Origin of the sequence: Mycolicibacterium lutetiense, from assembly GCF_017876775.1 — a bacterium.
Classification (GTDB): domain Bacteria; phylum Actinomycetota; class Actinomycetes; order Mycobacteriales; family Mycobacteriaceae; genus Mycobacterium; species Mycobacterium lutetiense.
Genome location: NZ_JAGIOP010000001.1, coordinates 1,039,036 through 1,058,690 on the forward strand (window position 1 = coordinate 1,039,036; position 19,655 = coordinate 1,058,690).

The window sequence follows — 19,655 nt, forward strand, 5'->3', positions numbered from 1 at the left end:
CTATTGCCAAGATTTGCTCGACCGTGGGAGGGGTAGGACGAACATGGGGCAGGCCCAGACGGTGACCCGTCCATATCGGGGTGTGTTCCGGCGGGCGGTGGTTGCCATGGTGCCGGCGATGATGTTGGGCCTGACGGCCTGCGCGGGCGAAGACCCGCAGGGACCGCCGCCGGTGATCACCGACAAGGGCACTCCTTACGGCGATCTGTTGGTGCCCAGGGTGAACGCCTCGGTGACCGATGGTGCCGTCGGGGTGACCGTCGACGCACCGGTCACGGTGAGCGCAGAGAACGGTGTGCTCGGCGGGGTCACCATGACCGATGAAGAGGGCGCCAACGTCGCAGGAAAGTTCAGTGCCGACGGGCTGACGTGGTCGACTACCGACCCGCTCGACTACAACGAGCAGTACACCCTCAACGCGCAGTCACTGGGCCTCGGTGGTGTCGCCAACCGCAGGTTGCGGTTCGAGACGCACTCGCCGGCCAATCTGACGATGCCCTACCTCCTGCCGAACGACGGGGAAGTGGTCGGGGTGGGCCAACCGGTGGCAATCCGCTTCGACGAGAACATCTCCGACCGCCTGGCCGCTCAACGTGCCATCACCGTCAAGACCAATCCGTCGGTCGAGGGTGCGTTCTACTGGCTCAACAGCCGCGAAGTGCGTTGGCGTCCGGCGAAGTACTGGAAGCCGGGCACCTCGGTGGATGTCACGGTCAACACCTACGGCGTCGAGTTGGGTGACGGCCTGTTCGGCCAGGGCAATGTCACCGCCCACTTCACGATCGGTGACGAGGTGATCGCCTCCGCCGACGACACCACCAAAACTCTGACCGTTCGGCGCAACGGCGAGGTCGTCAAAGCCATGCCGATCTCCATGGGCAAGAACAGTTCTCCGACCAACAACGGGGTCTACATCGTCGGCGATCGCTTCGACCACATGGTGATGGATTCGTCGACGTACGGGGTGCCGGTCAACTCGCCCAACGGCTATCGCACCGAAGTCGACTTCGCGACCCAGATGTCCTACAGCGGTATCTACGTGCACGGGGCCCCGTGGTCGGTCGGCAGCCAGGGTTACAGCAACGTCAGCCATGGATGCCTGAATGTCAGTACTTCCAACGCGCGCTGGTTCTACGAGCACACCAAACGGGGCGACATCGTCGAGGTCGTCAACACGGTGGGCTCGGTGTTGCCGGGCACCGAGGGCCTGGGGGACTGGAACATCCCGTGGGACCAGTGGCGCACCGGCAACGCCGGCACCTGATTCTCGCTATCGCCCGATTACCTGCGCGGTAATCGACACGGCGTCTCGAATCGGTGAATCTGACTGAGTCCCAGTTGATTACCGAAAGAGGCGACATGGCCGAGTTCGACGACACCGTTACTGCGTACCTCCGTACCTGGAATGCCACCGACGCCGCCGAACGGCGGGCGCTGCTGGAACGGCATTGGGCGCAGAGCGTCACCTACACCGACCCGCTGGCCCAGGTGAGCGGGCATGACGAAGTTTCCGGCGCCATCGAGGCCGTGCACGCCCAGTTTCCGGGGTTCGTGTTCACCCTCGTCAGCGGACCGGACGCGCGCCACCGGCAGGCGCGTTTCCAGTGGGGGCTCGGACCTCGTGATGTCGAGCCGGTGGTGGTCGGTTTCGACGTGCTCGCCACTGATCCCGAAGGACGGATCCAGACCGTGCTCGGGTTCCTGGACCGGGTGCCTGCCTGACTACGTGACCGAGCGGTCCAGTGCCGCAAGCGATTCGTCGAGAAAGTCGGTGTCAAACGGTGGCATGCCGCCAATCTGGTCCCGGAAGCTCTGCGGGGTGTCGGTCCAGTCGTATGTGAGAGTGACGTCGACCTGGTCCCCGTTGGGGGCCAGGTCGTACCGCCACCACCAACCCCCGGGCGCATGGTTGCCCTGCTCGTCGAGCTGGCCGGGCAGCCACGCGATCGTCCGGACCTGGTCGAACTCGGTCACCAGGTTGTGCATGACGTAGTGTCCGCCGGCCTGGGGCAGGAACATGTTGATCGCGAAGATCTGGCCGGTCCCGGTGATCGGGGTGGGGTCGATCGCGTCGCGCACCCAGTCACCGGGCTCGGTCTGGCAATGCCGGGCCGGGTCGGCCAGGACGGCGAACACCTTTGCCGGCGACGCGGGGATGGTGCGGGTGACGACGTAACGCTCGCGGGTGGCTGAGGCGGTCATTGTGCGGCCTTTCCGTAGAGGTGGGCGATGTCGGGGCTGTCCGGCCAGCCCGAGTATGTCGGCCGCGACGGCCATCCTTCAGGCGAATCCAGCCATTCTTCCTGCCGGCCGTACGGCAGCAGATCGATGAGCGGGAAGAGGTAACTGAGCTGTTCGGTACCGCGGCCGTTGGTGTGCCAGGCGCGGTAGACGGTGCCCCCGTCACGCAGGAAGGTGTTGACTGCGAAACCCTCGCCGGGCCCAGCGTCGACGTCCGCGCCGAACGAACTCTCCGATGACGAGTACCAGTCCATCGTGTTGCCGACTTTTTCGCGATAGGTCAGCACCTCGTCGATCGGTCCGTTGGTGATGACGACGAAGCGGGCGTCGTAGTTGTCCAGGAAATCGAGCCGGGTGAACTGCGACGTGAACCACGTGCAGCCGCCGCACTGCCATTCCGCGGCGTCGGTCCACATGTGGTGGTACGCGATCAACTGTGTGTGGCCGTCGAATACGTCGGCCAGGCGCACCGGGCCGTCCGCGCCGATCAGCGTGTAATCCGGCAGCTCCACCATCGGCAGCCGTCGACGCGCTGCGGCGATCGCGTCGAGTTCCCGGGTGGCGGCCTTCTCTCGACGTCGGACATCCGCGAGCGCGGCACGCCACGTCTGCTGGTCGACTATCGGAGGCTTTTCTGTCGTCATCGGGACTCCTGAAGGCTGTTCAACGAAACTCGGTCTCTCAAGTGGACCCACCGCGCGGCCGGAACTCATCGCAGGCGGTAATGTCCGACGAGCGAAGGGTGACCTAACACCTTGAGATGAACCATGGAGGTTGATCCAGAATGAGCGGTCAGCGAGCCGATGCAGCCGGGCTGCGTCTCCTCGTCGTCGGTGCCTCGTCGGGCATCGGCCACGCTGTTGCGGTCAGTGCCACCGAACGCGGCGCCAAGGTCGCAGTCGCCGCGCGACGTATCGATCTGCTGAATTCCCTGGCAGACGCCATCGGTGGTTTCGCCTTCGAGCTTGACGTCGAGGATTCCGCGGCCATCGGCCGCGTGGTGAATGCGGCGGCGGACGCGCTGGGCGGCCTGGACGCCGTGGTGTTCACCAGCACGGTGATCCCGTTCGCCTACATCGAGGACACCGACGTGGCGACCTGGTTGCATGCGTTCAGTGTCAACACCGTCGGTGCCAACAACGTGCTGCGTGCCGCGGCGCCCCGACTGGCCGAGAATGGCGTGGTCATGGTGGCCTCCAGCTATGACGTCGGTCGCCCGCGCGCCGGGGTGGCGGCGTACAGCGCGAGCAAGGCCGCCCTCGACGAGATCCTGCACTCCTGGCGCATCGAGCATCCCGAGCTGTCGCTGATTCGCGTCGGCGTCGGTCCCACCGATGACACCGAGATCCTGCGCGGCGCCGACCGCGACCTGTTGGACCAGCTGGTCACGACGTGGGTCGCCCAGGGTGCGCTGCCCGCCCGCATGTCGGCCCTGCGCGATGTCGCCAACACCCTGGTGTCGTTGGTGACCAGCGCCTACGAGAACCCGACCGTGGTGCCCGAGATCGTGCAACTGGCCCCGCGGATCAAGAAGGGCGCCGGGCGCCCGTCTGCGTAGTGGTGCGGCAGATCTGAGCGCCCGCTGGGCGTGCCATACTTCGTCGGTTAGGTGATGACGACGTAGGAAGCCGGTGCGAATCCGGCGCGGTCCCGCCACTGTCATCGGGGAGCGACCCTCAACTGCCACGGCTGCAAGCTGGAAGGCGAGGCGAGCTGTGATCCGAGAGCCAGGACACTTGCGTCATCGCATCCTGCTACCCGGGGCGGAGCACCCCGAGAAGGCCGATGAACGCCCGTGTCATTCGAAACACGGGGCGGTCAGCGATGACCGCCCCCATTTATCTTGCCTCCCCACCTGAAGTCTGGTCCGCGCTGTTGTCGGCGGGCCCGGGGCCGGGCTCGTTGCTCGCCGCCGCGGGAGCCTGGACCACCCTGAGCGCCGAATACGCCGAGGTCGCTGCTGAGCTGACCGCAGTGTTGGGCGGCGTGCAGGCCGGGACGTGGGAAGGGCCAAGTGCCACAGCGTATGTCGCGGCGCACGGCCCGTACCTGGCCTGGCTGACGCAGCAGGGCGCCGAAAGTGCGACGCGCGCGGTCCAACACGAAACGGCCGCCGCGGCCTACACCAGCGCGCTGGCCGGGATGCCGACGCTGGCCGAGTTGGCCGCCAACCACGCCACCCACGCGGCGTTGGCGGGTACGAACTTCTTCGGCATCAACACCATTCCGATCGCGCTGAACGAAGCCGACTATGTGCGGATGTGGGTTCAGGCTGCCGGCGTGATGCACGCCTATGACAGTGTCGCGACGTCGGCGCTGGCCGCATCGCCGGAAAGTGTTGCCGCACCAGAGATTCTGAGATCAGCCTCGCTGGCATCGACCTCTGACGCGCCACCCGACCGGCAGAACGACTACCTCGACTGGCTCGATCGGATCGGATACACCGACTTCTACAACAAAGTCCTGGACCCGCTGATCCAGGCGCTCAACAACGATCCCTTCTTTGCGGAGTTGTTCGCGGGGATCGATCCATACCTACCGTGGACCGGCAATCCGTTGAGCTTCTTTCATCCCCTCAACCTCGCGTTCGCTCTCGGCTATCCGATGGATATTTCGCAATACGTTGCCTACCTGTCGCAGACCGCCGCCTATGTTGCCGCCGATATCGGGTTGGCGTTCGCTTCGGGCAATCCGGTGGCCATCGGCTACACGTTGCTGTTCGGGGCGGGGGCGATGTTCGTGGCGATCACCACCGACACCATCGCACTGCTGAAGACGACGCTGGAGACGGTGCTCATCGCGGTTCTGCCTGCGCTGCTGCCGATGCTGGCCGCGGCCGTTGCCGCCGCACCTGTGTTGACGGCAGGGGGCGTGGTGGGTGCGGCTGGGCTGATAGGACTGCATGACCCGGTGGCGGTAGTACCTATCTCTCCGCCGGTGCCCCCGCCTGTCGGCCTCACGCTGCCGTCGACCCCGGCTGCTCCGCCTGCCCCGTCACCTGCTCCGGCTTCTCCGGCAGCGTCAGTGCCCGCGCCTCCGTCCCCGCCCCCGGCCCTCCCGCCGGCGCCGACGTCACCGCCAACGCTGGGGAGCATGGACGCGCTTGGTTACATGGCCGCCGCGTTGCCGGCCGAGGTGCGGCAGGCGACGCGCAACCGAGCCCCCAGGAAGAGATCCGCACCCGAGGACACCGAGATCCCTACGGGGGTGCCCGCACCGGCCGGGGAACCGAAGGCGCGGAAGGCTCGACGCCGCCGAACCGGCGTTCAGCAACTCGGCCGCCGGTACGAATACATGGACCTGGAGCCCGAAGTGGCGCCGTCGGACCGGGGCGCCGGGCAGATCGGGTTCGGCGGGATAGAACCCGGAAAGTCCGCAGCGAACCCGGCCGGATTTGCCTCTCTCGGCGGTGATTCCTTCGGCGGCGGTGTGGTGGAGCCGATGCTGCCGAGCACCTGGAGTGACGATCGTTCTGGCTGAGGGCCCGGACCAGATTGAGCGTCGAGTGTCCCGTGAGCTGGGTTGAGCCATGCCGGTCTGACGCGAATTACTAAGTACTGCAGCACATGTCATGTAGTGCACCCTCGCTACTGTCCCCTGGATCCCGCCTGCGCCGAAGTGGCCGTTGGTTGAGATCGTGCCGGTCATCTGATAATGATAATCATATTCAGTAAGCCGCGGCACGTGTCGCTAGTCACCAACGGGAGGTTTCTCATGGCCGCGGTATGGATGGCCTCGCCGCCAGAGGTGCATTCAGCGTTGTTGACCAGCGGTCCAGGCCCGGGTCCGATGCTGGCCGCTGCCGGCGCGTGGTCATCGTTGAGCGTCGAATATGCCACGGTGGCAACAGAACTCGCCCTCGTTCTGGGTGCGGTACAAGCAGGAGCATGGCAGGGTCCGAGTGCGGAACAGTACGTGACTGCTCATCTTCCGTACCTGGCGTGGTTGCACCAGGCCAGCGCCGACACTTCGGCGATCGCCGTCCGGCATGAAACCGCAGCTGCGGCCTATGCCAGTGCATTGGCGACGATGCCCACGCTGGCTGAGTTGGCCGCCAACCATGCCACCCACGCGGCGTTGGTGGGTACGAACTTCTTCGGCATCAACACCATTCCGATCGCGGTCACCGAGGCCGACTATGTGCGGATGTGGATCCTGGCCGCCACCACGATGACCGTCTATCAAGGGGTGTCCGAGGCGGCGGTGGCATCCAGCCCGTCCACGCCGGCGGCGCCGCGGATCCTGCACAGCGAGGACGGCCACGATCACGACGACGACGACCATGACCATGACCATGACGGCGACCAGGACGGCGACCATGACCATGAAGGCGACCATGATCACGACGACGACCATGGCCACGGGGACTTGAGCCCACTCGACCCGAGATGGTGGCTGGAAGTCGGCCAAGAGCAGATCGAGAACATTGCGCTACTGATCGACAACCTGCTGAATGATCCCGCTGCCCTGCTGACCAATCTGCCGATGGTGTTGGCCGACATGGCTTTCCATGCGGCTCAGCTGCTGCAGGTCGTTGTCCAATTGTCCCCGGCCCTGATTCAGCCGGCGCTGAGCGTGGTGATTGCCAACCTGGGGTGGGCGGTCACCGGCCTCGCTGCAATCCAGCCGCCGGCGTCTGTTGTCGCGGAGGTTCCGGCTGGCACCGACTCTGGATCCTGGCCGGCTGCCGGCAGCGCATCGTCGGTGCCGAGCGGCGCACCGGCTCCGACTGCGCCGTCGGCTCCCGCGGCGCCCTCGACCGGGGCGTCGGCGTCGGCAACGGTCGCCACCGGGCCGGCACCCTCTGCGGCCCCGGGCGGTGGACCAGGATTCTTCCCGCCCTACCTGGTCGGTTCGCCAGGCTTCGGTGTCCCCGCCGCGGCACGGACCAATGCCGTGGCCATCGCCAAGAAGAAAGCGCCCGAGCCCGATATCGCCGCTGTCGGGGCCGGGGAACAGGCCCGCGAGGCGCGGGCCCGCCGGCGTCGAAGAGCCGCGATGCGGGAGAAAGGCCACGGCAACGAATACATGGACCTTGAGGCAGAGTCACCCGGGCGCGACGCGCCGACGGTGTCGGATGGTGGTGCGGGGCCACTGGGGTTTTCGGGCGTGCGGGACAAGCCGGATGCGACGACGACGGGATTGACGACGTTGAACGATGCCGGGTTTGATGCCGGCCCGACGGCGCCGATGTTGCCGTCGAGCTGGGATCCAGACCACGAGGACTAGACCGGGCCGGATCCCTATTGGACGCCCGGGGCGGAGCTGAAAGCCTCACGGCTGGTGAAGGTTACGAGGGCCCGTCTTCGACGGGGGAGTCGTCGTCTTTCGCCAGGTTGCGCAGGACTCGTTCGTTGAGGGCGGCGAGGGTTTCAAGCTCGGCCCGGGTAAACAAGTCGATGAAGTTCCGGCGGACGTCCTCCACGTGCCCGGGCGCCGCCTTCTCGATGGCGGCCCGGCCCGCCGGCAGTAGGCAGACCATGGTGCTGCGGGCGTCCTCGGGGTTGGATTCGCGGCTGATCAGCCCGTCCTTCTGCATGCGCCGCAGCTGGTGGGAGACACGGCTCTTCTCCCAGTCCAGCGTGTGGCACAGGTTACGGGCGGACATGCGGTCCCCGTCGTGGGCCGAGAGCACCGCGAGGACCTCGTAGTCGGCCCCGGACAGGCCTGATTTCTGCAGGCCCCGGTTCAGGTGTGCGACGAGCTGATGATGGGCGTGCATGAAGGCTCGCCAGGCGCGGTCTTCGTGAGGGCTCAGCCATTTTGGTTCCATCAGCCTCTACCTTTCAATTGGTTGACCCATCAACCAACGAAGATTATGGTGGACGTGTCAACCTTTTCGATCGTAAGTCTAGACGGGATACCTCATGAGCAGCAGCATCATCAGCATCATCGGCACCGGGAATATGGCCCGCGCGATCGGCGCGCTGGCAGTAGCGGGCGGCAACACCGTTGAGATCATCGGCCGCGACCAGTCCAAGGCTGCTGACCTGGCCAAGGACCTCGGTGACAGTGCCACGACGGGAGAGTTCGGAGCCGTCCCGACCGGGGATATCGTCATCGTGGCCCTGTTGTACGCCGGGGTCGTTCCGGTCGTCGCCCAGTACGGAGACGCCCTCGCCGGCAAGATCATCGTCGACATCAGTAACCCGTTCAATTCCGCGGCCGACGGTTTGGCCATCCCCGATGGCACCTCGATCGCGCAGCAAGTGGCCAAGGCCGCCCCGGTCGGCGCCAGTGTGGTGAAGGCGTTCAACACGATTTTCGGTGCTGTCTTGGCGCAGGGTCGGACGCTCGACGTCTTCATCGCCGGCGACGACGCGCGCGCCAAGGTCGGCGTGGCGGAATTCATCAAGACACTCGGACTGCGCCCGATGGACGTCGGCGGCCTGAACATGGCGCACTGGCTGGAAGGGACGGGCCTGGTCGTGATGGGCCTCGCCCGCCACGGGGTAGGGCACTTCGACTTCGCCCTCGGCGCCACCCCTGCCGCCTGAGCCGCAACCGCCGCCGGTTCGAGCAGGGAAACGAACAGGGCACCTGCGCCCAAATGATGGTTGATGGATCACCGAAAGGATTCGCGCGATGAAGCTTGGTTTCGCAATTCCCATAGTCGGGCCCGCCGTCAGCAGCGCCGCTGGTCTGAGCGCGTTCTGCCGAGGACTCGAGGAGCTCGGCTACGACACGCTGTGGGTCGGCGATCGCCTGGTCACGCCCGTTGAAATGCAAAGCACCTATCCGGGCAAAGAGCAGCCGTACCCGCCGCAGATGACCCGTTACCTCGATCCGGTGCTGCTGTGGACGGTCGCCGCGACGGCGACCAGTCGAGTGCGGCTGAACGCCAGCACGCTCAGCACGTTCTACTACGAGCCGGTTCACCTGGCCCGGCTGCTGACCACGCTCGACGTGCTCAGCGAGGGCCGTCTCGACGTCGGCGTGGGAATCGGGTGGATGAAGGACGAACATGACATCGCCCGCGGCGCAGACTGGCGCCGGCGCGGGCAGATGCTCGATGACGTGCTGGCGTTCCTGCACGAGTGGTGGACGACCAATCCGGTGTCCTGGGAAAGCGAGTTCTTTTCCCTGCCGCCGGTCCATGCCGACCTGCGCCCGGTCCAGGCCGGCGGTCCGCCCATCTGGATCGGCGGTGCCAGTGAGGCCGCGATGCGCCGGGTCGGGCGCAGCGGCACCGGCTGGCTAGGGGTCGAGGGGCTGCAGGACGAGGTCACCGACCACCTGTGGTCGATTGCCCGCCGTGCGGCGCAGGACGCCGGCCGCGATCCTGACGCGCTGAAGACGGCCATGCGGATCAACCTCGAACCGGGAACGTCCGTTGACTCGGTTGCCGGGAGGCTCGAGCGCCTGGCCGGGTCCGGTGCCGATGAGGCGATCGTGGATGCCTTCGCGATGTTCCCCACCCTTGATCAGCTGCTTGAGTTCGCCGGTCAGATCATCGCTCGATGAAGTAGTCGCAGGTCAACCCGGCGGCAGGCCGTGATCAGGTCGTCTGGTGCAGTGGCGACCTCACGGACGACAGTCAGGGTCGAGTAGCCATGCGATGTGATGCCCTGGTGGACGACGTCGCATCCGCAGGTGACGTCATCGCAGACCAGTGGTGCGACGACTATCTCGCCCTCGGTGGCAGACCAGGGGTCGGTCGTGGCCAGCGGTCGTGAGGGGCGCTTGGCCACAAGCACTTTCATGTTTCCGACGGTAGGGCCCGTTGGATGCCGGCAGAAACCAGAAACGCCGCCTGCTTGCGCAGACGGCGTTCCCGATATCGGGGTGGCTGACGGGACTCGAACCCGCGACAGCCAGGATCACAACCTGGTGCTCTACCAACTGAACTACAGCCACCATCGCCACGCTGCCCTTCGGCATATGTGGCTCGTAGATACTAACTGCTTGAGTGTCCCAGCGCCGAATCGGTTTCGGTCGCGTCGTCCTTCGGCGGGCCGAGCTCGCCCGCGATCGCGGCGATATCGCTGGTAGACGGCCCGGGCTGGGCGACAAACGCGGTTGAGCGGTAGTACTTGAGTTCGCGGATCGACTCGTGGATGTCGGCCAGGGCGCGGTGCGCCAGCCCCTTCTCCGGCTGGCCGAAGTAGATCCGGGGGTACCAGCGGCGGCACAGTTCCTTGATCGAGCTGACGTCGATCATCCGGTAATGCAGGTAATCGTCGAGTTTCAGCATGTCGCGGGCGATGAAGCCGCGATCGGTGGCGATCGAGTTGCCGCACAGGGGAGCGGACTTGGCCGTCTTGACGTATCCGCGGATGTAGTCGAGCACCATCTCTTCGGCGGTGGCCACATCGACGGTCGACGCTCGGACCTCTTCGATCAACCCGGACCGGGTGTGCATCTGCTTGACCACGTCGACCATGGAGGACAGCGCCTCGTCGTCGGTGTGAATGACCACGTCCAGTCCGTCACCGAGGATGTTCAGGTCAGCGTCGGTGACCAGAACCGCGATCTCGATCAGCCGATCGGACTTGAGGTCGAGGCCGGTCATCTCGCAATCGATCCATACCAGTTCGTCTCGCACGAAGGTCCACAGTATGCCCATTCCTTACAAGCAGGCGTCACACCCACCGTGTGTGGCGCCTGACAAGTAGTGTCAGATCCCGATTGGCTCGTATGCGAAAACTGGGAGGACCGCGGCATGACCACCGAATCGACAGGCACCCCCGCGCAGCAGATAGCCGCCGGTTATGCCGTCGAAGGCCAGGCGCTGGAGCTTGGCGCCGTCGTTGTCGACGGAACCGTCGACCCGGGAGCACAGGTCCGCATCCCGCTGGCCACGGTGAACCGGCACGGGTTGATCGCCGGTGCCACCGGTACCGGCAAGACCAAGACGTTGCAAGTGATCGCCGAGCAGCTTTCCGCGGCCGGGGTTCCGGTGGTGATGGCCGACGTGAAGGGCGACCTGTCGGGGTTGTCGAAGCCCGGCGAGGTCAACGGCAAGACCGATCAGCGCGCCAAGGACACCGGCGACAGCTGGACACCGACGGCGTTCCCGGTGGAGTTCCTCTCGCTGGGTACGGAGGGTATCGGGGTCCCGGTGCGGGCGACGATCACCAACTTCGGCCCGATCCTGCTGTCGAAGGTGTTGGGCCTCAACGCCACCCAGGAGTCCACGCTCGGCCTGATCTTTCACTGGGCCGACCAGAAGGGCCTGCCCCTGCTGGACATCAAGGACCTGCGTTCGGTGATCCAGTTCCTCACCAGCGATGAGGGCAAGCCCGAACTCAAGGCGCTGGGCGCGGTGTCGACCACGACGGCGGGCGTCATCCTTCGTGCCCTGGTCAACCTGGAGGCCGAGGGCGCCGATTCGTTCTTCGGTGAACCGGAGCTGGAGCCCAAGGATCTGCTGCGCACCGACGCCCAGGGTCGCGGCATCATCAGCCTGTTGGAGTTGGGTTCGCAGGCCGCGCGGCCGGTGATGTTCTCCACGTTCCTGATGTGGGTGCTGGCCGACCTGTTCACCTCCCTGCCCGAGGTCGGCGACGTCGACAAGCCCAAGCTGGTCTTCATCTTCGATGAGGCGCATCTGCTGTTCACCGACGCGTCCAAGGCGTTCCTGGAACAGGTGGAGCAGACGGTCAAGCTGATCCGTTCCAAAGGCGTCGGCGTGTTCTTCTGCACGCAGTTGCCCACCGATGTGCCCAACCAGGTGCTCTCGCAGCTGGGTGCCCGGGTGCAGCATGCGTTGCGCGCCTTCACTCCTGACGACCAGAAGGCGCTGTCGAAGACCGTGCGCACCTACCCGAAGACCGATGTCTACGACCTGGAGAAAGCGCTGACCTCATTGGGTATCGGTGAGGCTGTGGTGACAGTGCTCTCGGAGAAGGGCGCGCCGACACCGGTGGCCTGGACGAGGATGCGGGCGCCGCGGTCATTGATGGACACCATCGGGACCGACGCCATCACCGCGGCCGCCAAGGCCAGCCCGCTGCAGGCGACGTATGGCCAGACCGTGGACCGGGATTCGGCCTACGAGCGGTTGGCCGCCAAACTCGCTCCGCCGCCGGCGCCCGAGGATCCAGGTGGCTTCGGCGGCATCGAGGCCTCGGGTGAGATCGAGGCGATGCCGGCTCCGGCGCAACCGGCAGAGCCGGGGATGTTTGAGCAGGTGCTCAAGAGCTCGGCGTTCAAGAGCGCGATGCGCTCGGCGGGCACCGTCCTCGGCCGCGAGATCACCCGCAGCATCTTCGGGACGGGCCGCCGCCGCTGATCCGGGCATTGAGATTGCACTGAGGGCTGTGGTTTTTGCCGAACTACAGCCCTCCGTGCAATCTCGACTTCGCAGAACCGCTAGCCGCCGCCGAGCTTCTTGTAGACGGCACCGACGATCGGGGTGACGATCGCGCGTGGCGCGTAGCCGCTGGCCATCGACATGGCCTTGGACGTCACCCCGGGCACCACGCGCATCTTGTTCTTCTCCAGGCCGTCCAGCGACAGCTTGGCCGTGTATTCGGTTGAGATCCACAGGAAGTCGGGGATCAGCCGTTCGACGAGGGACTGCTCGGATTCATCGGGCAGATCGGTGCGCACCGGGCCCGGCGCCAGCACCGTGACGTGTACGCCCGCCCCCTTGAGCTCGCCGCGCAGCGACTCGCTGAACGTGTTGGCGAACGCCTTGGAGGCCGCGTAGGTCGCGTTGTTGGGGATCGGTGAATTGCCTGCCGCCGATCCGGAGGTCAGGATGCCGCCGGATCCGCGTTTGACCATCCCCGGCAACACTGCCAACACGGGATCGTGAACGCCGAGCACGTTCAGCTGCACCTGTGCCTTCTCGCCGGCCGGGTCGAGGTCGTTGACGGCGCCGAAGGTGGCGGTGCCCGCGTTGGCACACAGGATCGAGATCTCGCGAGAGGCCAACTCTTCGCACAGTGCCGCGCGTGCGGCTGGGTCGATGAGGTCCACGGCACGCACCTCGACGGTGACTCCGTAGCGCTCGGTGATGCGCTGGGCGAGCGACGTCAGGACGTCCTCCCGCCGTGCGGTGATGATCAGGTGGTGGCCGCGGGCTGCGAGTTCGGTGGCCAACGCTTCGCCGATGTTCTGCGAGGCGCCGGTGACGACGGCACGGGCATCCGGACTGGGTGCAGGTACTGGCATGCGCCCAATCCTAGAAGGCGCCCGAACCCATAGGGTGGCGGTCATGACTAACCCCGGGCGGGCGAGGGTGCTCGCGTGGGCATTGTGGGACTGCGGTGCGACGGGCCTCAACGCTATCGCCATCACCTTCGTGTTCTCGGTGTACCTGACCGGCAGCGTCGGCGCGGACCTTCCCGGGGACACCACGCCGGCCAGCTGGCTGGGCCGCGCCATGGCGGTCGCCGGTCTCGCGGTGGCACTGCTGGCGCCCGTCACCGGTATCTGGGTCGACGCGCCGCAGCGGCGGCGTCGGGTGCTGGCCGTGATGACCGGTGCGGCAGTGCTGTTGACGTCGGCGATGAGCCTGATCCGTGACGATCACCGCTATCTGATGCCGGGGCTGGTGCTGTTGGCCTGTACAGCGGCCTGCAACGAGCTGGCTACGGTGCCCTACAACGCCATGCTGCGACAGTTGTCCACCCCTGAGACGTCTGGTCGCATCTCCGGGCTCGGATTGGCGCTGGGCTACGGGGGCAGCGTGGTGCTGCTGCTGCTGGCCTACGTCGGGTTCATCGCCGGCGACGGCGATACCCGTGGGCTGCTGGGCATTCCGATACAGGACGGGCAGAACGTGCGGGCGGTGATGCTGCTCACCGCGGTCTGGTTCGTGTTGTTCGCGCTGCCGATATTCGTGATGGTGCCGCGGGTGACCGGTGCCGCCCCGGTGGAAAGGGTCGGATTCTTCGGTGCCTACCGCAAGTTGTGGGCCGAGATCCGTGGTGAATGGCGACGCGACCACAACGTCGTCTACTACCTGGTGGCGAGCGCGGTGTTCCGCGACGGGCTGGCCGGGGTTTTCGCGTTCGGCGCGGTGCTGGGCGTCAACGTCTACGGCATTTCCCAGGCCGACGTGCTGTTGTTCGGCATCAGTGCCTGTGTGGTCGCGGCCGTGGGCGCGGTGGTGGGTGGCGTGCTCGACGACCGGGTGGGTTCCAAACCCGTCATCGTCTGGTCGCTGGTCTGCCTGATCGCGGTGGGATTGTCCCTGCTGGTCCTGTCGGGACCGGTGGCCTTCTGGGTGTGTGGCCTGCTCCTGTGCCTGTTCATCGGGCCGACGCTGTCCGCAGCCCGCAACGTGATGTTGCGGATCACCGCGGACGGCAAGGAGGGCGTGGCGTTCGGGCTCTACACCACAGTCGGGCGTGCGGCGTCGTTCCTGGCGCCGTGGCTGTTCTTCGTGTTCATCGACTTCTTCGGCACCGACCGGGCCGGGATGGGCGGCCTGGTGCTGGTGCTGGTGCTGGGGTTGGCCGGCATGTTGGCCGTGCGGGTGCCCGCACGGCAGCACGGCACCGTCGTCACGACCCCCTGAGCCGTCGGCTCAGGAAGTCCCGACGCAGATCGTGATTCCCGAGCCGCTGCGATGTTGGGTCTGGACACCGTCGACGGTCACGGTGCAGGCCACCTCGGGGCCGAAATTCACGACGCTCACACTGGCGGTTTCGGTCGCCGGTTGAGCCAATTCGACCTGCTTGCTCCACGGCAGCATGACGTTGAACTCGGTCTGGAGCATGTTGCCGGTGTCGAGGTAGGTGATGTTGATGGCCCGGCCCTCACCGGTGACCTCGTAGGTGACCGTCTCCGTGGGCCCGGTGGTCCCCGTGGGAGGCGCGGTGGTCGGTGGCGGGATCGGCCGCGGTGCGCGCGAGGTCGTGGTGCTGGGCCTCGGCGACGTGCTGAAGCCGGGCTGGGGCGTGATCGGTTGCGGCGCGACCACGGTCTCCTGGCTCGACCCGTTGGCGATCACCAATGCGATGACCATGCCCAGGGCCACCAGGACCGCGACCGCGGCCAGAATCCACAGCCACAGCCGGGGTCGGTGGTCACCGGGTTCCGGCGGGGTGGGTGCGCCCGGTGGCTGACCAGTGGCATTGGGGTCGTACCCGGGGGGAGGGTAGGGCGGCAGCTGCTGGGTGGGATTCGGTCCCGACGGTCCAGCCGGCGGCACCGCTTGGGGCACCGCCGGGTACACGCCCTGATACGGCGGTTGGTTCGAGTACGCCGGATCTGGATAGTCCACGGGATAGTCGGACCCGTCGCGGCGTGGTGAATCGGTCATGCCCACCTCATGGCTGCGAGGGTACCTGTGCAGATGCTCAGTCCGCTGCGACCGAGGTCGTGGTGATCGAGCGGCGGTGAGGGATGCTGAAGAGGACGCGGAAGTGACGGGAGGACGCGAGGTGGCCGCAGATCGGCACGTGCGGGTGAACTACGGCGCGTCGTTGTCACCGGATGCGACGGCATTTGCCCACTTGGTCGACGATGGTGGCTATCCGCGCGCGGTGCAGCGCTTCCTGCGTGGATGGCGGGCCAGTTCCTCGCGCGACGTCGAGCTGCCGGTGGCCGGGCCCGTGACGAAAGTCATCCATTCCGCCGACGGCCACTGGCTGGCCTGCCAGATCGCACCCGAAGGCGGGACCCGCAGCCAGATATGGGTGGTGACGACCGACCCCGACGATCGGGACGCGCGCCGGATCGACTACTGGCCGGCAGACGCGGAGGGCACTGCGGAACTGATCGGTTGGGACGGCACCCAGGTCGCGGCGATCCTCACCGGCGAGGACGGCGTCGGCAGCTCGTGTCTGATCGATCCGGCCACCGGGGACACGGTTGTGCTCGACCGGCGCTCGGGCGGACGGCTGGTGGATGCGTGGGCGGGAGCCTCGCTCGTGCGGGTCGGTCCGCGTGGATACCAGGAACTCATCCTGCTGTGGGGACTCACCGAAATTGCGCTGCTGCCATCGGATCCCGGCTCGGTCACCGATTTCGGTGTGATTCTCGACGATCACACCCCGCGCCGGCTCCGCAGCGGTTACGACGGTGAGACCACGCGGTATCAGCCGGCCGGCGCCTACGAGCCCGACAGCGCCGAAGGTTTTGTGCGGGCGCTGATCCGCAGTGACAACGGTGCCGCCCACGCCCGGCTCCTGGAGGTCACGGTCACCGCGGAGGGGGTGACCTATCACGTGGTCGCCGAGCGGGCCGGTTACGAGCTTGATGAATTCGTGGTCAGCGACGACCTGTCCACTGTCGCGTTGTTATGGAACATCGACGGCCGCAGCGAATTGCAGATCCTGGAGTATGCCGACGAGACGCTGTCGGTGCCGATTCCGCTGCCCGGCCCGGTCGCCGGCGAGTTGAGCATCAGTGCGGGCGGCTCCATGGTGGCGGTGACCGTGCAGGGGCCGTCACTGCCGCGCACCGTCGAGCTGGTCGACCCACGCTCACTGGAGTGGGAGCGGATCGACCGGGAGCCCAGCAGCGGGCCCCTGACCTCGATGCCGACGCTGGAACGGATCACCGCGCGCGACGGTTTGGAGCTCACCGGGTGGCTGTACCGGCCGTCGGTCGAGGTGGTGGGCGCGGTGATGTTCCTGCACGGCGGCCCCGAGGGGCAGGCGCGGCCCGAATACAACGAGATATTCCCGGCCCTGCTGGATGCTGGTTTCGCGGTGTTGACGCCAAATGTGCGCGGTTCGGGTGGATTCGGTCGGGCGTTCGTGCACGCCGATGACAAGGAGTTGCGGTTCGCCGCGATCGACGACGTTGCCGATTGTGCGCAGTATCTGGTTGACCGGGGCATTGCACCGGCCGATCGGTTGGCCTGTACCGGATGGTCGTACGGCGGTTATCTGACACAGGCCGCGCTGGCCTTCCATCCGCACTTGTTCGTCGCCGGCATCAGCATCTGCGGGATGAGTGACCTGAACAGCTTCTACCACACCACCGAGCCATGGATCGCGGCAGCGTCCTATCCCGAGTATGGGCATCCGGTGGCGGATCGTGATCTGCTGGAACGGCTTTCGCCGTTACCGAAGGCGGATGCCGTGATCGCCCCGCTGCTACTGGTCCACGGTGGAAACGACACCAATGTGCTGCCCGATGAATCGCGTCAGATGTACGACGCGCTGGTGGAGCTCGGGCGCACCGTCGAACTGCTGATCTTCGACGATGACGGACACGAGATCGTCAAACGGGAGAACCGCGCGGTCCTGGTCGATGCCGCAACCCGTTGGCTGTCGAAGGCGTTCGGCGTCTAGGCCGTGAGTGCCGCCAGGGTCATGCGGCGCAGTACCGCGCGTGAATGCGTCTTGGGGACAGCGGGTCTCACGATGTGCGGGGTGGAGTTCAACAGCCCGAACGCGGCGTGTGCCATGACGCGCGCGTCGTCCTCGGTCAGGTCGGGATTGAGCCGCGTCAGTACCGCAACCCAGATCTCCACGTACTGCCGCTGGGACCGCCGCACCTGACGCTTGGCAGTGTCCGGCAGATGGGCCAGGTCGCGGTCTTGGATGCGGATCAGGTCGGGTTCGCCGAAGACGAAATCGAGGTGGAAGTCCACCAGGCCGTTCAGGGTGTCGGCGGGCGGGGCGCTCCGTGCGGTGACGGCCTGCGCGCCGGCGAGCAGGCGGGTGCTGACCCCGACGAGCAGTTCGACCAGGAGCGCCTCTTTGTTGGGGAAATGCCGATAGATCGCCGGGGCGGAGATTCCGACCGCCGAGCAGATGTCCTCCAGGCGTACCGCGAGGTAACCGCGTTCGGCCACAAGCCGTTCGGCGGCAGCGATCAGCTGGGTGCGGCGGTCGGACTTGGCCTTGCTGCGGCGGGTGACGGCGCTGTCGGACATGGCGCCTCCGGGGGGTAGACAACTCGGTTAATGAACACTAACCTAACACGAGTTAGTTGTCATTAACCGAAATGGGAGCCGCCTTGTCATCGCACCGCGACGATCATCTGGCGCTGGTTGGGCAGTTGCGCGCCAAGCTCGCCACCGCCGCCCTCGGCGGCCCCGAACGGGCCCGTCAACGCCACGTCGATCGGGGTAAATTGCTGCCCCGCGACCGGGTCGACGGCCTGCTGGACCCGGGCAGTCCGTTCCTGGAGATCGCCGCACTGGCAGCCGACGGGATGTATGACGACGAATGTCCCGGCGCCGGGATGATCGCGGGCATCGGCCGGGTCTCCGGCCGTGAATGTCTGATCGTCGCCAACGACGCGACCGTCAAGGGCGGCACCTACTACCCGGTCACGGTCAAGAAGCACCTGCGCGCGCAGGAGATCGCGTTGCAGAACAAGCTGCCGTGCATCTACCTCGTCGACTCCGGCGGGGCCTTCCTGCCGCGCCAGGACGAGGTGTTCCCCGACCGCGAGCACTTCGGCCGGATCTTCTACAACCAGGCCACGATGAGCGCGCAGGGCATCGCCCAGATCGCCGCGGTGCTGGGCTCGTGCACCGCGGGCGGAGCCTACGTGCCGGCGATGAGCGATGAGGCCGTCATCGTGCGCAACCAGGGCACAATCTTCCTGGGCGGCCCGCCACTGGTGAAGGCCGCCACCGGTGAGGTCGTCACCGCCGAGGACCTCGGCGGCGGGGACCTGCATTCCAAGACCTCCGGAGTCACCGACCACCTGGCCCACGATGACCGCGACGCCCTGCGGATCGTGCGCAACATCGTGGCCACCCTCGGGCCGGCCGAGGCCCCGCCGTGGGCCGTGACGCCCACCGTGGACGCCGTCGCCGAGCAGGCCGAGCTCTACGACGTGGTCCCGGTCGATGCCCGGGTTCCCTACGACGTGCACGAGGTGATCACCCGCATCGTCGACGGCGGTGAGTTCAACGAATTCAAGGCCGAGTACGGCACCACCCTGGTCACCGGGTTCGCCCGCATCCACGGTCACCCGGTCGGCATCGTCGCCAACAACGGGGTGCTGTTCGGCGAATCCGCGCTCAAGGGAGCACATTTCATCGAATTGTGCGACAAGCGCAAGACGCCGCTGCTGTTCCTGCAGAACATCGCCGGTTTCATGGTCGGCCGCGACTACGAGGCCTCGGGCATCGCCAAGCACGGCGCCAAGATGGTCACCGCGGTGGCCTGCGCCCGGGTGCCGAAGCTGACGGTGGTGATCGGCGGTTCGTACGGCGCGGGCAACTACTCGATGTGTGGACGCGCCTACTCGCCGCGATTCCTGTGGATGTGGCCCAACGCCCGCATCTCGGTGATGGGTGGCGAGCAGGCGGCCTCGGTGCTGGCCACCGTGCGTGGTGACATGAGCGCCGAGGAGGAAGAAGAGTTCAAGGCGCCGATCCGCGACCAGTACGAGCACCAGGGCAATCCGTACTATTCGACGGCACGACTGTGGGATGACGGGGTCATCGACCCGGCGGATACCAGAACCGTGCTCGGACTTGCTCTTTCGGTTGTCGGCCAGGCTCCGCTGGAGCCGGTCTCCTACGGCGTTTTCCGGATGTGATG

Annotated in this window: 19 protein-coding genes, 1 tRNA gene and 1 riboswitch; of the genes, 11 read left to right on the forward strand and 9 right to left on the reverse strand. The window is 66.4% G+C overall.

The features are described 5' to 3' along the window. The first annotated feature begins 43 nt into the window (after positions 1 to 43). Both JOF57_RS05060 and JOF57_RS05065 read left to right on the forward strand, forming a co-directional pair. Entirely contained in the window at positions 44 to 1,264 is a 1,221-nt protein-coding gene (locus JOF57_RS05060; RefSeq protein WP_209914303.1) for a L,D-transpeptidase, read from the forward strand. A gap of 95 nt (positions 1,265 to 1,359) precedes the next feature. Next, complete coding sequence (locus JOF57_RS05065; RefSeq protein WP_209914306.1) at positions 1,360 to 1,722, forward strand: nuclear transport factor 2 family protein; 363 nt, start codon at positions 1,360 to 1,362, stop codon at positions 1,720 to 1,722. Here JOF57_RS05065 and JOF57_RS05070 read toward each other — a convergent pair whose 3' ends face one another. Further along, a complete protein-coding gene (locus tag JOF57_RS05070) occupies positions 1,723 to 2,202 on the reverse strand; it encodes an SRPBCC family protein (RefSeq protein ID WP_209914308.1) in 480 nt (159 codons plus the stop codon). It lies immediately after the preceding gene. Continuing rightward, entirely contained in the window at positions 2,199 to 2,885 is a 687-nt protein-coding gene (locus tag JOF57_RS05075) for a DUF899 domain-containing protein (protein WP_209914310.1), read from the reverse strand. Before JOF57_RS05075 ends, JOF57_RS05070 begins: the two co-directional genes overlap by 4 nt. A gap of 140 nt (positions 2,886 to 3,025) precedes the next feature. Between JOF57_RS05075 and JOF57_RS05080 the strand changes: the two genes are divergently transcribed. The 3 genes from JOF57_RS05080 to JOF57_RS05090 all read left to right on the forward strand — a co-directional run bounded on the left by JOF57_RS05080 (position 3,026) and on the right by JOF57_RS05090 (position 7,470). After that, the gene (locus JOF57_RS05080; RefSeq protein ID WP_209914313.1) at positions 3,026 to 3,799 is read left to right on the forward strand and encodes an SDR family oxidoreductase; all 774 of its coding nucleotides are present in this window, start codon (positions 3,026 to 3,028) and stop codon (positions 3,797 to 3,799) included. 39 nt (positions 3,800 to 3,838) lie between these two features. Then, a riboswitch (cobalamin riboswitch) is annotated at positions 3,839 to 3,980 on the forward strand. Positions 3,981 to 4,065: 85 nt separating this feature from the next. Further along, positions 4,066 to 5,721, forward strand: coding sequence for a PPE family protein (locus tag JOF57_RS05085; RefSeq protein WP_209914315.1), 1,656 nt, complete (start codon positions 4,066 to 4,068; stop codon positions 5,719 to 5,721). A gap of 234 nt (positions 5,722 to 5,955) precedes the next feature. After that, positions 5,956 to 7,470: a PPE family protein gene (locus JOF57_RS05090; protein ID WP_209914317.1), complete on the forward strand. Its 1,515-nt coding sequence runs from the start codon at positions 5,956 to 5,958 to the stop codon at positions 7,468 to 7,470. A 61-nt stretch (positions 7,471 to 7,531) separates the two neighbouring features. Here JOF57_RS05090 and JOF57_RS05095 read toward each other — a convergent pair whose 3' ends face one another. Beyond that, the gene (locus tag JOF57_RS05095; protein ID WP_209914319.1) at positions 7,532 to 8,014 is read right to left on the reverse strand and encodes a MarR family winged helix-turn-helix transcriptional regulator; all 483 of its coding nucleotides are present in this window, start codon (positions 8,012 to 8,014) and stop codon (positions 7,532 to 7,534) included. A gap of 94 nt (positions 8,015 to 8,108) precedes the next feature. On the opposite strand from JOF57_RS05095, the gene JOF57_RS05100 reads away from it, so the two are divergent. Then, the gene (locus JOF57_RS05100; RefSeq protein ID WP_209914320.1) at positions 8,109 to 8,738 is read left to right on the forward strand and encodes an NADPH-dependent F420 reductase; all 630 of its coding nucleotides are present in this window, start codon (positions 8,109 to 8,111) and stop codon (positions 8,736 to 8,738) included. An 88-nt stretch (positions 8,739 to 8,826) separates the two neighbouring features. Then, on the forward strand, positions 8,827 to 9,705 hold the full coding sequence (locus tag JOF57_RS05105; RefSeq protein WP_209914323.1) for a TIGR03619 family F420-dependent LLM class oxidoreductase: 879 nt from the start codon (positions 8,827 to 8,829) through the stop codon (positions 9,703 to 9,705). Here the strand turns inward: JOF57_RS05105 and JOF57_RS05110 are convergent. From JOF57_RS05110 to orn, 3 genes are all read right to left on the reverse strand, one after another. Continuing rightward, positions 9,687 to 9,944: a DUF7715 family protein gene (locus JOF57_RS05110; RefSeq protein WP_209914325.1), complete on the reverse strand. Its 258-nt coding sequence runs from the start codon at positions 9,942 to 9,944 to the stop codon at positions 9,687 to 9,689. The two genes, JOF57_RS05105 and JOF57_RS05110, sit on opposite strands and share 19 nt — an antisense overlap. Before the next feature lie 81 nt (positions 9,945 to 10,025). Beyond that, a tRNA-His gene (locus JOF57_RS05115) sits at positions 10,026 to 10,098 on the reverse strand. A gap of 40 nt (positions 10,099 to 10,138) precedes the next feature. After that, on the reverse strand, positions 10,139 to 10,786 hold the full coding sequence (gene orn, locus JOF57_RS05120; RefSeq protein WP_209914328.1) for an oligoribonuclease: 648 nt from the start codon (positions 10,784 to 10,786) through the stop codon (positions 10,139 to 10,141). A gap of 117 nt (positions 10,787 to 10,903) precedes the next feature. On the opposite strand from orn, the gene JOF57_RS05125 reads away from it, so the two are divergent. Continuing rightward, positions 10,904 to 12,475 (forward strand): helicase HerA-like domain-containing protein, encoded by a 1,572-nt coding sequence (locus tag JOF57_RS05125; RefSeq protein ID WP_209914330.1) that lies wholly within the window; start codon positions 10,904 to 10,906, stop codon positions 12,473 to 12,475. Positions 12,476 to 12,555: 80 nt separating this feature from the next. On the opposite strand, the gene cmrA is transcribed toward JOF57_RS05125, so the two are convergent. Beyond that, a complete protein-coding gene (cmrA, locus tag JOF57_RS05130) occupies positions 12,556 to 13,362 on the reverse strand; it encodes a mycolate reductase (RefSeq protein WP_209914333.1) in 807 nt (268 codons plus the stop codon). A gap of 43 nt (positions 13,363 to 13,405) precedes the next feature. Between cmrA and JOF57_RS05135 the strand changes: the two genes are divergently transcribed. Further along, on the forward strand, positions 13,406 to 14,713 hold the full coding sequence (locus JOF57_RS05135) for an MFS transporter (RefSeq protein ID WP_209914335.1): 1,308 nt from the start codon (positions 13,406 to 13,408) through the stop codon (positions 14,711 to 14,713). A gap of 9 nt (positions 14,714 to 14,722) precedes the next feature. Here JOF57_RS05135 and JOF57_RS05140 read toward each other — a convergent pair whose 3' ends face one another. Then, the gene (locus JOF57_RS05140; RefSeq protein ID WP_209914337.1) at positions 14,723 to 15,460 is read right to left on the reverse strand and encodes an MmpS family transport accessory protein; all 738 of its coding nucleotides are present in this window, start codon (positions 15,458 to 15,460) and stop codon (positions 14,723 to 14,725) included. Between JOF57_RS05140 and JOF57_RS05145 the strand changes: the two genes are divergently transcribed. After that, on the forward strand, positions 15,459 to 17,441 hold the full coding sequence (locus JOF57_RS05145) for an alpha/beta hydrolase family protein (RefSeq protein WP_407666534.1): 1,983 nt from the start codon (positions 15,459 to 15,461) through the stop codon (positions 17,439 to 17,441). The genes JOF57_RS05140 and JOF57_RS05145 overlap by 2 nt on opposite strands. On the opposite strand, the gene JOF57_RS05150 is transcribed toward JOF57_RS05145, so the two are convergent. Beyond that, complete coding sequence (locus JOF57_RS05150) at positions 17,438 to 18,028, reverse strand: SACE_7040 family transcriptional regulator (RefSeq protein ID WP_209914339.1); 591 nt, start codon at positions 18,026 to 18,028, stop codon at positions 17,438 to 17,440. The genes JOF57_RS05145 and JOF57_RS05150 overlap by 4 nt on opposite strands. Positions 18,029 to 18,099: 71 nt before the next feature. Here JOF57_RS05150 and JOF57_RS05155 point away from each other — a divergent pair, with 71 nt between their 5' ends. Next, entirely contained in the window at positions 18,100 to 19,653 is a 1,554-nt protein-coding gene (locus tag JOF57_RS05155) for a carboxyl transferase domain-containing protein (RefSeq protein ID WP_209914341.1), read from the forward strand. Positions 19,654 to 19,655 lie beyond the last annotated feature (2 nt).